Annotated in this window: 16 protein-coding genes; 5 read left to right on the top strand and 11 right to left on the bottom strand. The window is 71.3% G+C overall.

What is annotated here, in order from left to right:
* Positions 1–2 precede the first annotated feature (2 nt).
* The 4 genes from Ae717Ps2_RS20415 to Ae717Ps2_RS20430 form a co-directional block, all read right to left on the bottom strand.
* Positions 3–479 carry a hypothetical protein gene (locus Ae717Ps2_RS20415; RefSeq protein WP_075310741.1) on the bottom strand — a complete coding sequence of 159 codons (477 nt, stop codon included), beginning with the start codon at positions 477–479 and terminating at the stop codon, positions 3–5.
* An 82-nt stretch (positions 480–561) separates the two neighbouring features.
* A complete protein-coding gene (locus Ae717Ps2_RS20420; protein ID WP_075310738.1) occupies positions 562–1,845 on the bottom strand; it encodes an NAD(P)H-dependent oxidoreductase in 1,284 nt (427 codons plus the stop codon).
* Positions 1,845–2,417 carry a dTDP-4-dehydrorhamnose 3,5-epimerase gene (gene rfbC / locus Ae717Ps2_RS20425; protein WP_020628444.1) on the bottom strand — a complete coding sequence of 191 codons (573 nt, stop codon included), beginning with the start codon at positions 2,415–2,417 and terminating at the stop codon, positions 1,845–1,847. The genes Ae717Ps2_RS20420 and rfbC overlap by 1 nt, the downstream gene beginning before the upstream one ends.
* Positions 2,418–2,474: 57 nt before the next feature.
* The gene (locus tag Ae717Ps2_RS20430; RefSeq protein ID WP_020628445.1) at positions 2,475–3,044 is read right to left on the bottom strand and encodes a DUF4232 domain-containing protein; all 570 of its coding nucleotides are present in this window, start codon (positions 3,042–3,044) and stop codon (positions 2,475–2,477) included.
* A 125-nt stretch (positions 3,045–3,169) separates the two neighbouring features.
* Here Ae717Ps2_RS20430 and Ae717Ps2_RS20435 point away from each other — a divergent pair, with 125 nt between their 5' ends.
* Entirely contained in the window at positions 3,170–4,312 is a 1,143-nt protein-coding gene (locus Ae717Ps2_RS20435; RefSeq protein ID WP_075329685.1) for an acyltransferase, read from the top strand.
* A gap of 22 nt (positions 4,313–4,334) precedes the next feature.
* Here Ae717Ps2_RS20435 and Ae717Ps2_RS20440 read toward each other — a convergent pair whose 3' ends face one another.
* Positions 4,335–5,660: an HNH endonuclease signature motif containing protein gene (locus Ae717Ps2_RS20440; protein WP_075333776.1), complete on the bottom strand. Its 1,326-nt coding sequence runs from the start codon at positions 5,658–5,660 to the stop codon at positions 4,335–4,337.
* 264 nt (positions 5,661–5,924) lie between these two features.
* On the bottom strand, positions 5,925–7,007 hold the full coding sequence (locus tag Ae717Ps2_RS20445) for a glycosyltransferase family 1 protein (protein ID WP_075333777.1): 1,083 nt from the start codon (positions 7,005–7,007) through the stop codon (positions 5,925–5,927).
* Between the two features lie 126 nt (positions 7,008–7,133).
* On the opposite strand from Ae717Ps2_RS20445, the gene Ae717Ps2_RS20450 reads away from it, so the two are divergent.
* The 3 genes from Ae717Ps2_RS20450 to Ae717Ps2_RS20460 all read left to right on the top strand — a co-directional run bounded on the left by Ae717Ps2_RS20450 (position 7,134) and on the right by Ae717Ps2_RS20460 (position 9,036).
* The gene (locus Ae717Ps2_RS20450; RefSeq protein WP_139320103.1) at positions 7,134–7,637 is read left to right on the top strand and encodes a hypothetical protein; all 504 of its coding nucleotides are present in this window, start codon (positions 7,134–7,136) and stop codon (positions 7,635–7,637) included.
* Positions 7,638–7,764: 127 nt separating this feature from the next.
* A complete protein-coding gene (locus tag Ae717Ps2_RS40080) occupies positions 7,765–7,905 on the top strand; it encodes a sugar transferase (protein WP_083695205.1) in 141 nt (46 codons plus the stop codon).
* A gap of 333 nt (positions 7,906–8,238) precedes the next feature.
* Positions 8,239–9,036, top strand: coding sequence for a glucose-1-phosphate cytidylyltransferase (locus Ae717Ps2_RS20460; protein ID WP_020628449.1), 798 nt, complete (start codon positions 8,239–8,241; stop codon positions 9,034–9,036).
* Between the two features lie 7 nt (positions 9,037–9,043).
* On the opposite strand, the gene Ae717Ps2_RS20465 is transcribed toward Ae717Ps2_RS20460, so the two are convergent.
* The 3 genes from Ae717Ps2_RS20465 to Ae717Ps2_RS20475 all read right to left on the bottom strand — a co-directional run bounded on the left by Ae717Ps2_RS20465 (position 9,044) and on the right by Ae717Ps2_RS20475 (position 11,036).
* Positions 9,044–9,292 carry a helix-turn-helix transcriptional regulator gene (locus Ae717Ps2_RS20465; RefSeq protein WP_075310724.1) on the bottom strand — a complete coding sequence of 83 codons (249 nt, stop codon included), beginning with the start codon at positions 9,290–9,292 and terminating at the stop codon, positions 9,044–9,046.
* Between the two features lie 2 nt (positions 9,293–9,294).
* Positions 9,295–9,885 (bottom strand): hypothetical protein, encoded by a 591-nt coding sequence (locus Ae717Ps2_RS20470; RefSeq protein ID WP_075310721.1) that lies wholly within the window; start codon positions 9,883–9,885, stop codon positions 9,295–9,297.
* An 83-nt stretch (positions 9,886–9,968) separates the two neighbouring features.
* Positions 9,969–11,036 (bottom strand): LCP family protein, encoded by a 1,068-nt coding sequence (locus Ae717Ps2_RS20475; protein WP_075333778.1) that lies wholly within the window; start codon positions 11,034–11,036, stop codon positions 9,969–9,971.
* A gap of 269 nt (positions 11,037–11,305) precedes the next feature.
* On the opposite strand from Ae717Ps2_RS20475, the gene Ae717Ps2_RS20480 reads away from it, so the two are divergent.
* A complete protein-coding gene (locus tag Ae717Ps2_RS20480; RefSeq protein ID WP_075310717.1) occupies positions 11,306–11,611 on the top strand; it encodes a hypothetical protein in 306 nt (101 codons plus the stop codon).
* 70 nt (positions 11,612–11,681) lie between these two features.
* On the opposite strand, the gene Ae717Ps2_RS20485 is transcribed toward Ae717Ps2_RS20480, so the two are convergent.
* Positions 11,682–12,782: a class I SAM-dependent methyltransferase gene (locus tag Ae717Ps2_RS20485; protein ID WP_075333779.1), complete on the bottom strand. Its 1,101-nt coding sequence runs from the start codon at positions 12,780–12,782 to the stop codon at positions 11,682–11,684.
* Entirely contained in the window at positions 12,779–13,369 is a 591-nt protein-coding gene (locus Ae717Ps2_RS20490; protein WP_075312907.1) for a dTDP-4-dehydrorhamnose 3,5-epimerase family protein, read from the bottom strand. Before Ae717Ps2_RS20490 ends, Ae717Ps2_RS20485 begins: the two co-directional genes overlap by 4 nt.
* Between the last annotated feature and the right edge of the window lie 46 nt (positions 13,370–13,415).

The following is a 13,415-nucleotide window of genomic DNA, read 5'->3' on the forward strand; positions in this document are numbered from 1 at the left end:
GCTCAGAGCGGCAGGTACCCCGAGAGCACGACGGCCACGGCGACCGCGGCGGTGAGCACGACCAGGACCGCGGCGACCCTCGTCCGGCGGCGCACGGTCGTGGGCCCCGGCGACGTGGCGGATCCCGGGTCCGGCCACACCGGCTCGCCCGTCCGGCGGGCGGCCGGCCACGGGGCGACGCCGTCGTGCTCCCGGCGCGCGGCCGCGGTCAGCGCCGCGGCCCGGTCGGCCGTGGCGGGGTCGACTCCCCCGTCCCCGGCCAGCGCGGCGAGCAGCGCGCGGGTCGCGGCCTCGTCGTCGGGCAGGATCCGCCCGCGGGCGATGCCGCGGACCCGCGCCACCGGGGTCCGCAGCCTGCGCGCGATGTCGCGCTCGGACCGGCAGCCGTTCCGGTCGTGGACGGCGCCGAGCAGGTCCAGGAGCTCGCGGTGCGGGCCGTGCTCGGGCCAGGACGTCCGGTCGAAGCGGCGCAACGGCACCCGTCGCCTCCTCACGCAGGATGATCGTTCGATCACCTGTCGCATTCGGGCGGGCCGGCGTTACGCAAAACTGATGAGTCGCTCAGGCGAAGAGCTTCTCCTGCTCCTCGCGCAGCACGTCGACGAGCCTGCCCGGGGGCAGGGTCACGTCGTCGTAGGTGAGCACGGCGTCCTTGGCGACGTCGCGGGTGAGCGTGCACCCCTCCGCCACACCCATCGGGAGCAGCCGCTCCGACCGCGTGACCGGGGAGGCCTCGGCGACGCCGTAGGTGTCGTAGCCGCCCAGCCCGTCGAGGGTGTGCCCGGCCCGCAGGTTCTGCTTGGCGGTGGCGACGACGTCGACCCGCTGCCCGGCGGGCGGGCTCAGCGCGGCGTCGGCGAAGTCCACGGCCCGCACGATCGTGTTCGGGACCTCGAAGTGGCACAGGTGGTAGGGCGTGTAGAAGCTGTACAGCGGGCCCTCGCCGAGCTTGTACAGGTTCAGGTAGTGACGCTGCTTCGGGTCGTCGTGGGTGCCGAGCACGTAGATGCCGGGGCCCGGCTTGGCGCCGACCACGTAGTCCACGACCCCGCCGAGCTCGCGCAGCTCGTCGACGTCGTAGGCCTGCGTCAGCTCGTCGACGTGCCCGGCGTGGTCGCGCCCGTACATCCCGCGCTTCCCGACGGTGAAGCCGAACGCGTTGGCCACGATCGCCTGCTCGAACGACACCTTGGTGCCGTCGGCGAAGCTGGTGACCATGTAGGGGTCCTGTCCCCACTTCTCGGCGAACGCCTGCTGCGTGGTGGGGGTGCGGTACTCGTCCTGCAGGCCCTTGATGTTGCCGGCGACGAGCGGGGTGACCCCGATGCCCTTCACGAAGCGCAGCAGGTTGGCCTGGACGCCGGGCTGGTCGCCGTCGGCGCCGGTCAGGACGACCCCGGCGGCGCGGGCGCGGTGCGCGAGCAGCGGGCCGACGGTGCCGTCGAGCTCGGCGTTCATCGTGACGACGGGCAGCCCGCGCTCGATGGCGGCGACGGTGACCCGCGCGCCGAACTCCACCGCGCCGGTGACGTCGACGAGCACGTCGATGTTCTCCGCCGCGAGCAGCGCGAACGCGTCGCCCAGCACCGCCGGGACGCCCTTCGCGATCATCGCCTCGACCTGCGCGGTGCTCGACACCTCGACCGGCTCCAGCCCGGCCTCGGTGTAGGCACGCACCCCGGTGGCGACGCTGCGGTTGGCGATCGCGACGACGTCCATCCCGGGGGTGGAGTTCACGATCTGGTTGACCAGGCCGCGGCCCATGAACCCGGCACCGACCAGGCCGACCCGGATCGGTCGGTTCTCGGCGGCGCGCTTCGCGAGCGCGGTGTCGAGGATCAGCATCAGCGGCCCGCCGCCCCGGTGGCGACCGACGGGAAGTCGGCGTTGTCGGCCAGCAGGGGCCAGTTCGCGTCCTTGTCCGAGACGTGGTCGACCGAGTGCGGCCACGCGACGTCGAGCGCCGGGTCGTTCCAGCGCAGGCCGCGCTCCGCACCGGGGGTGTAGGGCGTCGAGACCTGGTAGATCGTCGTCGCGTCCGGGGTGAGGGTGAGGTAGGCGTGCGCGAAGTTCCGCGGCACGTACATCGCCCGGTAGTTGTCCTGGGACAGCTCGGCGCCGAACCACTGCAGATAGGTGTCGGAGTCGGGGCGCAGGTCCACGATCACGTCGTAGATTGCGCCGCGGACGCAGCGGATGACCTTGACCTCGGCGTTGGGCTCCAGCTGGTAGTGGAAGCCGCGCAGGGTGCCCGCCTCGTGGTTGTACGAGAGGTTGCACTGGGTGATCGTCGGGTCGAGCCCGGCGTCGGTGAACTCCTGCTCGCAGAAGGAACGCGCGAAGAAGCCACGGTCGTCCTCGAGTCGCCTCAGGTCGATGAGAGCCGATCCGGGGAGCGGGGTCGGATGGATGTCCATGCCCCTCTTGTACGTCACGACCGTGGCTTCGTTAACCGCAGGGTGGCGACGCCCCGGTCACACCGAGCCGGGCGCCACCGGGTGGATGTAGGTGCCGGGGCGGGTCGCGCCGTCCTGGCGGAGCACCGGACCCTGGTCCCACCTCAGCGTCGTCGACGTGGTCTCGTCCGGCGCGGTCACGACGATCTCGGTCGGCGTCCAGCTGCCCCCGGGCAGCCAGGTGATGACGGTGTGCGCGGTGCCGCCCGGCTTCACGACGAGCGTGGTCGGCTCCTCCGCCGCGCGCGGCAGCGAGTAGGACGGCCCCCACTGCGGGTCGTCCGGTCCGCGCAGGTCGACGCCGCCGAAGCCGGTCATGGTGCAGGGCGCGGCCGAGGTGTTGCGCCAGACGATGGTCGTGTCCTTCTGGTCGTTGCCGAGGGTGGTGCCGACCGACGCCTCGAGGCTCTGGCTGGTGCAGCGGGCGACCTGGCCGGCTTCCCCGGTGGGCTGCTGCGCCGCGGTGGTGGGCGGGGACGACAGCGCCGCCGGCGCCTGGTTCGCCGGCTCGGCCGCGCCGCCGCACCCGGCGACGAGCAGGCCGGCCGACAGCAGTCCGATCAGCAGTGGTGCGCGGTGAGTGGTCATGCGCGACACCGTTCTCCGGTTCGTCCGATCACGCTGGGCCGCGGCGGCAGAACCACCCGGCCGTGACGACGACCTGTGACCCGCGTCGCCGGTAACGATCACCGGCCGTCGCCGAGGCCATTCCCGTGATCGTTGCCCCGTCCCGTGTGCCGGCCCTCGACGGCCTGCGCGGCGTCGCCTCCCTGGTCGTCGTGGTGAACCACTGCCTGATGACCGACCCGACGCTGGCCGCGGTGGCGGCCGGAACGGGCCACGCGGCACCGGGAACGCTCGCCTGGTGGCTGGCCTACACCCCACTGCACCTGGTGTGGGCGGGCACCGAGGCGGTGCTGCTGTTCTTCGTGCTGAGCGGCTTCGTGCTCACCGGATCGGCGACCCGGGACGGGTTCGGGTGGGGCTCCTACTACGCACAGCGGCTGCCCCGCCTGTACCTGCCGGTGTGGGCAGCGCTGCTGTTCGCGGCGGGCTCGGCCGCCGTGGTCGCACGTGGTGTGCCGACCGGCGGGAGCTGGTGGGTCGACGCGCACACCGCCCCGGACCTGCCGGGCGCGCTGCGCGACGCGGTGCTGCTGGGCGGCACCGGTTTCCTGGACAACCCGCTGTGGTCGCTGACCTGGGAGGTGTGGTTCTCCCTGGCCCTGCCGGCGTACGTGCTGCTGGGTGTGGCGAGCCGCCGGCGGCCGTGGTTGGTGGTCCCGTCGGCGGCCGGGCTGCTGGCGGCCATGATCGCCGGGTCGGTGTTCGACGCCGACGCCCTGCGCTACCTGCCCGTGTTCGGCTTCGGCGTGCTGCTGGCCGTGCACCGCGAGCGGGTCGTGCAGGCCGCCGCACGACTCGGTGCGGTGTGGCCGTGGCTGGTCGTGGTGGCGCTGCTGCTGCTTGCCTCCTACTGGGTCGCGCGGGTCTCGCCGGACGTGCCCGGGATCGTGGTGTCCGGGGCCCGGGCGCTGCAGATCGTGGGTGCGCTGCTGCTGGTGGTCGCGGCGCTGTGCCGGCCTCCGGTTCTCCGCGTCCTGGAGCGGCCGTGGGTGCAGTGGCTGGGCAGCCGGTCGTTCAGCCTGTACCTGACCCACGACGCCGTGGTGATCTCGACGGTGCTGTTGTTCGGCGGCCGGCCGCCGGTGTGGCTGACGATGCTGGTCGCCGTGCCGGTCGCGTTGGTCGTGGCAGAGGTGTTCTTCCGGGTCGCGGAGCGCCCGGCGCACCGGCTGGCCCGCAGGATCGGTCGTCGTGTCGAGGGAGCGGCGCAGGTCCGGCCGGTGGCCTGACCCGGCACACCGGCCCGGGCGATCACGACACCGGCCCGCGGCCGGCACCGGCGCCGACGAGATCCTCGATCGGCACGGGTGGGTCGTCGCCGTGCGCGCAATGATCGTCGCCGCCGAGCAGGTCGGGACGGTGCAGGAGGTTGCGGTGGGGGCCGCCCGGTATCCAGGGCGGCGGGTGGAAAACCGGGAACCCGCTGGTGACCAGCACCAACCAGTCCCCCGTGTGGATCATGCGGTGGTGGTGCGGGCACAGCAGCACCAGATTGTCCAGGTCGGTGGCTCCGCCCGAGGCCCAGTGCACGACGTGGTGGGCCACGCACCACTGCGGTGGGGCCTCGCAGCCGGGGAAGACGCACCCGCCGTCGCGTTGGGCCAGGGCCCGGCGCTGCGCCCGGGTCGCGAGCCGGTGCTCGCGCCCGACCGCCAACGGCTCCCCCGTGCCCGCGAGCACGACCGGCACCACCTTCGCGTCGCAGGCCAGCCGCAGCGCGTCCTGCGCAGGGACCGGCGCGGCCAGTCCGCCCGCACCGAACCCGAGCAGCGCCGCCCCGGTGGCCGTGGTCAGGGTCTCCAGCGGCACGGTCACGGTGAGCGCGACCGGCTGCCCGTTCTCGATCCCGAGTCCGTCGGTCGCGAGCATGCGGCGGGCCAGTTCGGCCAGCCCGTCGCCCATGCGCTCGGCCGTCGATCGCTCGTCGCGCCCCGCTCCGGCCGGCCCGTCGGCAGGGGCCGGAGCGGACAGCGGCGACAGGGCGGTACGCAGCAGCGCCGCGGACTCGATGTCCAGCCAGCCCCGCGCCTCGAACCCCGCACCCTGCGGGCGCAGCGTGAGCCGGTTGCGCGACGGCGTGGGCTCCTGGGGACGGGGCCCGTCCGGGTCGAGCATCGCGATCGCGCGCCGGCCCAGCTTCTCCACCGCGTCGGGGTCCAGGCCGCGGGCGTGGTGGACCAGGTCGGCCTCCAGCGCAGGCCGATGTTCGTCGAGGTGCGGCGGGAGCGCAGCCAGCACCCGGACGATCACGCGGACGTGCTCGGGCGTCGCCGCGCCCTCGGCGAACGCAGCGGCCAGTTCGGGGAGCTCGGCGTCGACCTGCTCGCCGGTGATCAGGAACAGCGGCGAGAGCTTCCGGGCGGCGTCGACGCGGGCGCGCGCGGTCGACAGCGACACGTTCTGCACCGTACGCAGCAGGTCCGCGGTGTGGCGGAAGCCCCGTGCCTCGGCCAGGCCCCGGGTCGCGACCTCCGCGACCAGCGCCACCAGGGCGTGGGACTCGCGGTTGATCCGCTCCTGGACGGCCGCGACCGCGAGGAGAAGCTCCTCGTCGCCGGTCTGCCAGGTTCCGTCCACGCACTCCACTCTACTCGAACTAATGTTCGACTCATGGCGTCTGAGCTGGGCGGCAGACTGGTGGAGACGAGCGGTCACTCCACCGCAAGCCAGGTCAGCGTAAGTCCCACCCGTACACAGGTGGGCAACACGAGCGGAGCCTGCCAGCCGGGAGCTTCAGCCGTACGGGGTCACGCCACGCCGTACCGGTCTCGACCAACCAGTCTGCCAGGTGGGCAAAGCCTCATTGGCGAGAGTCGTCCAGGATCACGCATACTGAACGATTCAACGCCGCTCTTGCGCTAATGTCATGGCGAGGTGTCTGATTCTTGAAACGCTGACCTCCCAAGAGTGTTTGCTCTGCCACCACGAGGGTTCGATCGGCATAGCAGGCTGATCGCAGACCTGACGTATTCCTCGACTAATATCTTGAACGTTATTCGGATTGACAAACACGGCATTATCTTGAAGTGTCTCACGGAACACAGGAATGTCACTCACCACCGACTTCGTGCCGAAGAATGCCGCTTCGACCGGAGGCATCCCGAAGCCCTCATCGAACGACACGAAGACTAGCGCTCGAGTATTCTTGTACAACCACGTCAGCTCTGAGTCGCCGATATACCCAGTAAACAGAATCTCATTCCGATCTATCCCTTCGCGTGCGGATTCAGACAACTGTGATTGACGCCCATCACGCTCGCCGACCACTACCAGCGGAAAATCCTTGCATACAAGCCCGCTCGCTCGAGCTGCGTCGATCGCCCGTCCAAGGTTCTCTCTCTTATTGAGGCGTCCAACAGCGAGAATGAAGCTATCGGCGACCAGGCCGAGTCGCATCGCGACAGATTTCGTTGGCGTGATCTCGGTCAGTTCACTACTGAGGCCGAGACCGACTGCATCTACAGGCCGGGAGACATGCCTTGCGATTCGCTTGGCCTCAGATTCAGACGAGGTAACGATCGAGTCGGTGAATCGAGCGGTCAGACTCATGCCGCGAAAGTATGCACGCTCGACGAAGGAGAACCACTCCGGGTGCTCGAGGAACATCAAGTCGTGTATGTACGTCAGTTTAACGGCGGGATTCTTCAAGATCGGAGTAAAGTTCTGACCGATGTACACGCACGGCTGAAAGTCTCTCAAAGCCGCCCCGCTGCCCAACGCCACACCCAAGCCGTGGGGGCGCAGCCGGGTCCAATAGTAGACACCTGGGAAGTCGCCACCCTTGGCCAGCTCGTTGCGGTTGTTTTCGTAGAACACTCCGGCCAACTCGTCCTGCGGATATTCCGTGCTCCACGTGGTCACAATATCGCGAAGAACATGCCTGTTCGACGGCGGGCCCTCGAACCACCAGTAGCAGTCGAACATGACTCTCAAGCTTCTCTCCTAGCGGATAGGTGCAGCATCTCGGTCCTTCGGACGACAGGATCTACCAGGCTCGACGCATCACGAATTCTGCTCCGCACTGACTGTGTTGATCAAGCAAAGTCTGAGGTGGCGCTCGAGCACACAATCGATCATACTATTGACGTCTGTGTCAGCAGCCATACTGACATGCGCACCGGCCGGACGATGGGCTGTGATCGCAGCAGCAGTCCTGTTTTAATTGTTCCGCGGTCGGGCATAACCGGCCTCGGTCTCACAGAGGGCGTATCAGGCTTGCCACTCGTGCCGCTCTCCCACGGCGTCGTGCACGGCACCTTCTCACCACTCACCGTGACCGCGCTGATCCCGCGATCGCAGCCGAGGGATCAGGACACCGGCTACGCCGCGTCGCCGTTCGTCGCTCCCCGACGCTGCTGGCAACACAGCACCACGTGCGGCTCCACTCTCGCGGCCCGGTTCGACCGGGCGGACGACCTGCGGCTGTCCGGACTGGAGTCCGACGACGCACCGAACGGCCGCACCCGCCGGGCGCTCGACGTCACCAGGCCCGCCTGCAGCGTCGAATGCGAGAACGGTTCGTCAGCGTCGACCGTCCGCTACCCGCGTTGGTAGCCCGGTGCCACATGCGCGTCCTCGATCCACCCATGATCGACCGCTGAGCGTGACCGCACCGCCGGCCGCGCCTACACGGTCCTCAACGCCGTCGCCGCGCTGCTGCATCCTTCTGCTCGCCCCGGTAATGCTGGCCGTCGCGATCGCGGTGAAGCTCGACGGCGGCCCGGTGCTCTTCCGCCAGTCCCGCGTCGGCAAGCACGGCACCGAGTTCGGGATGCTGGCCCGCACCGCCGGTGCGATCGCCCGCGCCGGGGGCGCCTACTGACCCCGTTCCCCCACCTCCTCCACGACGGCGGAGATCATGAGGTGCATGACCGGGGTCGGGTCACCGCGGTCGACCGTCCACCGACCTGCGCCGGCCGGGTATGTTTCCGAACCGGAAGCACCGGGCCGAGGCGGCGTCGCTGCGGCGCCCCAGGTCGCAGCAACGCACCATCGCGCTGCGTAAAACTAGAGTTACGGACCGTGTCCGTTCCCGCACGGTGTGAGCCGGCGAACAGACACACGGCGCTAACAGTGCGGTAGTGGTGTTCGGTTCCCCTGTACGACAGGCGCCGCCGCCCACCACGCTCCCCACGAAGGAACGGATACTCAGCCCATGGATCCCGAGACCCCCGTCGTCATCCTCTGCGGAGGCAAGGGCACCCGCATCCGGGAGGCCTCCGAGAGCCTGCCGAAGGCGATGGTCGAGATCGGCGGACGGCCGATCGTCTGGCACATCATGAAGACCTACCGGGAGCACGGCTTCCGCCGGTTCGTCCTGTGCCTGGGCTACAAGAGCTGGGCGATCAAGGAGTACTTCCTCGACTACCGGGCCCGCTCCGCGGACTTCACCCTGTCCATGTCGGACCGGCACCGCATCGACTTCCACAACAGCGTCGACGAGGACTGGGAGATCACCTTCGCCGAGACCGGCCTGGAGGCCGCGACCGGCTCGCGCGTCCGGAAGATCGCGCAGTACGTCGACACCGAGAACTTCTTCCTCACCTACGGCGACGGCGTCGGCACCGTCGACATCACCGCCCTGGCCAAGGAGCACGAGGAGTCCGGGAAGATCGGCACCGTCACCGGGGTGCACCCGACCTCCAAGTTCGGCGAGATGAACGTCGAGGGCGACCGGGTCGTGGAGTTCAACGAGAAGCCCACCCAGGTCACCGGCTTCGTCTCCGGCGGCTTCTTCGCCTTCCGGCGCGAGTTCCTCGACAGCTACCTCGGCGAGCCCGGCGACGACGGCGTCTGGCTCGAGCACGAGCCGCTGCAGCGACTGGCCCGTGACGGGCAGCTCAACGTGCACCGCCACGAGGACTTCTGGTCGGCGATGGACACCTTCAAGGACTACGAGTACCTCAACGACCTGTGGTCGCGCGGCGAGGCGCCCTGGAAGATCTGGGCCTGATCGGCCTTCACCGCGGGTCGGGGAGCGACGGCTCCCCGACCCGGTGGCTCATCAGGTCCCCCGGCTGGCAGCCCAGCACCGCACAGATCGCCGACAGCGTCGAGAACCGGATCGCGCGGGCACGGCCGTTCTTGAGCACCGACAGGTTCGCGTGCGTGACACCGACCCGGCGTGCGAGCTCGGTGAGCGTCATCCCCCGCTGTGCCAGCAGCGCGTCGAGGTGGATCTCGATCGCCGCCCCGTCCTCCGCCGGCACCGCTACACCGTCCCGTCGAGCTCGCGCCGCATCCCGACGCCCTCGACGATGATCGAGCGCAGCAACAGGACCCCGACGCCGACGGCCACCGTCGACCACTCGAGCGCCGCGCCGAACGCCGGGCCCAGCTCACCGCCGACGGTCGCACCTGCCAGCACCTGGCTGCGCAGGTACGCGGTGGTCGTCGCCTCGACCAGGGCCCACACCGGCTGGCCCGCCAGCGCCCAGCCCAGCAGGCCCACCCTGTGCGGCAGGCCGTCGCAGAACAGGCCCCGCTCCCGCGCCAGGTCCAGTGCCCGCAGCGCGAGGCCGATGACCACCGCCCCGTAGAGAGTGGGCAGGAGCTGCGGCAGCTCGGCGAGCACCGAGCCGAGGCGCGGCGAGTCGTGGCCGGTCACCAGGGGCGCTCCCTCGACCATCCGCGCGGAGTCCGCCAGCGGCGGGTGGTCGTACCCCAGCTCGAACACGTACGACGTCGGCTCCCCGGCCAGCGACTGTCCGATCTTCCCGACCGCCGCCGCGGCGAGGACCGCCAGCCCGACCGCCAGCAGCACGAAGTAGAGCCTCGCGACCAGCCTGACGGCGCTGAGCACCCATGAATCCACTGTCATGACACCCCCCCAGATGCATCGTTCCTCGATACATCGAAGAACAGTACATCGAGGAACGATATAGATCACGACGGCGTCGAGCTCAGCGCCTCCGTCGGGTTGCGGTCCGCGTACTGCGCCACCGACCCGTTGCGGACCGCTCCCCACAGCTCCGCGCTGCGCTGCTCGTCCAGGTGGACGACCGACTGCTCGCCCTCCCGGCCCAGCCCGGCCACCGGCGCCGTCACGAACGCGACGCCCGACCCGCGTAGGTTGCGGTTCTCCAGGGCCAGCCGGACCAGCCCCGTGTTCGACAGCGAGTCGTCCACGCTCACCGCGTCGCCGACACTGGTCGCGAACGAGTAGAGCGCGGTCGGGTCCGTGGTGGCCTTCTCCTGCACCGTCGCGAGCAGCGCCTTGATCGCGTTCTGCTGGCGGGCGGCGCGGTCGATGTCGCCGTTCGGGAGGCCGTGGCGCTGACGGACGTAGGCCAGGGCCTGGGCGCCGTCGAGGTGGTTCTCCCCCGCCCGGAAGTCCACCCCGGCGTTGCTGGTGGCGTGCGCGACGGTCACGTCGATGCCGCCGACCGAGTCGACGAGCGAGGTGAACCCGGCGAAGTCGACGACGCCGAAGTGGTCCACCCGCACCCCGGTCAGCTTCTCCACGGTCTCGATGAGCAGCGGGGCACCGCCGAAGGCGTAGGCGGCGTTGATCTTGTTCATGCCGCGGCCGGGGACGTCGACCCAGGAGTCGCGCGGGATCGACACGACGCTGGCGTGCTCGCCGTCGGGGGCGAGGGTGCCGAGCATGATCACGTCGGACCGCTGGGAACCGGCGTCGACCCCCGGGGCGGCGTCGGTGCCGGTGGTGGGTGCCTCGGCCCGGGAGTCGGTGCCGACGAGCAGGAACGTGGTGCCGCCGGACGTGGCGGGACGGCTGCCCCCGTCGATCCCGCGGAACGCGTCCGGGATGCGGGCGATGCCGCCGCCGATGCTGGAGGTCAGGTAGGCCACCACGCCGCCGACCGCGAGCAGCAGCACGAGCACCAGCGCCAGCAGCACGGCCAGCACCCGCCGCCCGCGCCGACGGGGAGGCCCGCCACGCGGGCCGGGCACCACGTCGTCGTGCCGGGTCGGGGGGACGGCATTGCGCATCGGGTCTCCTGGGTCGGGCGTGGGCGGTCGTCCGGTCCGTCGCGGCCACGCGCACGGCGTTACGCGACACCGCACGGTCCCACTCCCGGTGGTGCGACACGCCACCGGACCGTGCACGACAGACCTTCAGTGTGCACACAGCGCAGTCACAGGGACGTGCTGTGTCATCAGATGCAGGGAACCCACGGCGCTGGTGCTGACGGTCCCGACGGACGGGGCGATATCAGGGGCAGCACGGCCGCACGGCCCTCGTGCACCGAGGAGGAACCATGAACGTCACGCCCGAGACCCCCGCCACCACCGTCCCCGTCGGCACCGCCCCCGCCGCCGCGATCCCGGCTCCGCGGGCCGCTGCCGAGAACACCGCACTGCCGCCCGTCGCGACCACCTCGGTCGCGGTCGACCTGTGCCGCTGCGGTCACGAGCGCGACGCCCACGACCACTACCGCGCCGGCACCGACTGCGGTGTCTGCGGCACCTCCTGCCGCGCCTTCCACGCTCGCACCGGTTCCGCCCACGGCCGCCCGTCCGGTCGCGCCGCCCGGCTCACCTCGGCCCTGCTGCGCCGTCGCTGATTCCCTGCGTCCCCGGACGGTCCGCCGGGAGGCGGGGCACGAAGGCCCTCCCGGCGCCGGCCGGGCCGGGTCACGCCCGGACCGGGAGCGTGTCGGGGAGCAGCCACCGGCCGCCGGTCGCCTCCACCTGCGGCAATGCGCGGCGCATCTCCGGGAGCAGATCGTCGACGAACAGCAGCACCGACCGCGGCGCCGCCGCGACGAGCGCGTCCGGGGCGACGATCGGGATCGCCGTCCCCGGTGTGCGCCTGCCCTGCTTGGCGACCGAGCCGTCGGCGATCGCGGGCAGCAGGTCCGGGCCGATCCCGGCCCGCGACAGCAGCGCCACCGCCCGCGACGCCGCGCTGTAGCCCCACACCGGGCGACCGGCGGCGCGCTCGGCCTCCAGGAACTCCCGCACACCCGTCGTCGTCCGGTCCGCGGCCCGCTGCAGTGACGAGACCGTCGCCGCGTCGCGCACGCCGGCGGCGTCCTCGGCGGCGACCATCGCCCGCACCGACTCCTGCTGCTCGCCGCCCGCCCGCGCGACGAGCAGCACGGTGCCGCCGTAGAGCGGGAACCACCAGGCCCGGACCGCGGCGAGGCCGACGGTCTCCAGCATCCCGACCAGCGCCGGGGTCGAGTAGTAGGCGAAGTGGCCGTGGCGCAGGGCGTTCCACTGCGCGCCCTCGACGATCGCGTGCAGCGTGTGGAACCCGATCACCAGCGTCCCGCCCGGCCGCAGCCGGGCGGCCCGCTCACGTACGGCGGTGGCCTGGTCGGCGTCGTGCATGAGACCGAGGTTGTCGACGACGACGTCGGCCGGTTCGTCCGGTGCCACCGGCGTCGCGCCGGTCGCGGAGAGGTCGGCCACCCAGGAACCGCCGTGCGGGCTGCCGTACTCGACGAAGGACACCCCCGGTCCGACGACGCCGGCCGCGGCGAGGGCGGCGACGGCGGACCGGCCCTGCTCGACCAGTGCCGCGGGCTCCAGGCCGACGACCTCCTCCACCCCGCCCGGGTCCTCGGCGAGCTGGGCCAGCCCGCAGGCGTCGCACAGCCACATGCGCAACGGGGACGTCGCGTCCGGCCCCGGGTCGGCGGCGGGCGGGAAGGTCGCGCAGTCCGGCTGGACACCGAGGTCGAGCACGACCTCCCCGTCGGTCCCCGCGCAGAACCGGCAGGCCGTCATCGGCGGCCCTCGTCGCGCGTGCTGGGGACCTCGACCGGAGCGCCGTCGAGGGTGCGCAGGTAGTCCGCCCAGGACGGCGCGACACGGTCCCGTTCGCTGGTGGCCGACGGCGGCATCGGCCAGTCGACGCCGAGGTCGGGGTCGGCCCAGTGCACCGAGACGGCCTGGATCGGGTCGTGCACGCGGTCGATGGCGTAGCAGACGTCGGCGACCTCGCCGACCACCTGGAGCCCGACGAGCATCCGGCGCGGCACCCGGATCGAGACCAGGTCGCGGTCGTCGAGCCGGACGGCGACGTGACGGCCCAGCGTCGGCGACTCCAGTCGTCCGTCGACGACGACCAGGTGCGCCGCGCCGTGCGCCACCCGGATGATCTTGCCCTCGCCCCCGTGGTTGCGGCCGTGCAGCCCGCGGAGCACGCCGTGCCCGGAGCGGGACTGGCTGTCCTGGACGTAGTCGGCGCGGGTGATGCCCCACTGTCGCGCCACGGCGTCGTCGTAGGTGCGGGAGAAGAAGCCCCGGTCGTCGCGGAAGGGGCGCGGCCGGAAGAGCAGCACGCCCTCGATCGCGGTCGTCTCGACGTCCATCAGTGGTTCCTCCACCGCCGGCGGCCCGGTCGGCCGCACCGCGGGC

It is taken from the genome of Pseudonocardia sp. Ae717_Ps2, from assembly GCF_001932475.1.
Classification (GTDB): domain Bacteria; phylum Actinomycetota; class Actinomycetes; order Mycobacteriales; family Pseudonocardiaceae; genus Pseudonocardia.

Excerpts from the sequence above, each read along its gene's own strand:
- Ae717Ps2_RS20420 (WP_075310738.1), bottom strand. The coding sequence starts at position 1,845 with ATGCTGATCCTCGACACCGCGCTCGCGAAGCGCGCCGCCGAGAACCGA.
- rfbC (WP_020628444.1), bottom strand. The coding sequence starts at position 2,417 with ATGGACATCCATCCGACCCCGCTCCCCGGATCGGCTCTCATCGACCTG.
- Ae717Ps2_RS20430 (WP_020628445.1), bottom strand. The coding sequence starts at position 3,044 with ATGACCACTCACCGCGCACCACTGCTGATCGGACTGCTGTCGGCCGGC.
- Ae717Ps2_RS20445 (WP_075333777.1), bottom strand. The coding sequence starts at position 7,007 with ATGTTCGACTGCTACTGGTGGTTCGAGGGCCCGCCGTCGAACAGGCAT.
- Ae717Ps2_RS40080 (WP_083695205.1), top strand. The coding sequence starts at position 7,765 with ATGCTGGCCGTCGCGATCGCGGTGAAGCTCGACGGCGGCCCGGTGCTC.
- Ae717Ps2_RS20460 (WP_020628449.1), top strand. The coding sequence starts at position 8,239 with ATGGATCCCGAGACCCCCGTCGTCATCCTCTGCGGAGGCAAGGGCACC.
- Ae717Ps2_RS20475 (WP_075333778.1), bottom strand. The coding sequence starts at position 11,036 with ATGCGCAATGCCGTCCCCCCGACCCGGCACGACGACGTGGTGCCCGGC.
- Ae717Ps2_RS20480 (WP_075310717.1), top strand. The coding sequence starts at position 11,306 with ATGAACGTCACGCCCGAGACCCCCGCCACCACCGTCCCCGTCGGCACC.
- Ae717Ps2_RS20485 (WP_075333779.1), bottom strand. The coding sequence starts at position 12,782 with ATGACGGCCTGCCGGTTCTGCGCGGGGACCGACGGGGAGGTCGTGCTC.
- Ae717Ps2_RS20490 (WP_075312907.1), bottom strand. The coding sequence starts at position 13,369 with ATGGACGTCGAGACGACCGCGATCGAGGGCGTGCTGCTCTTCCGGCCG.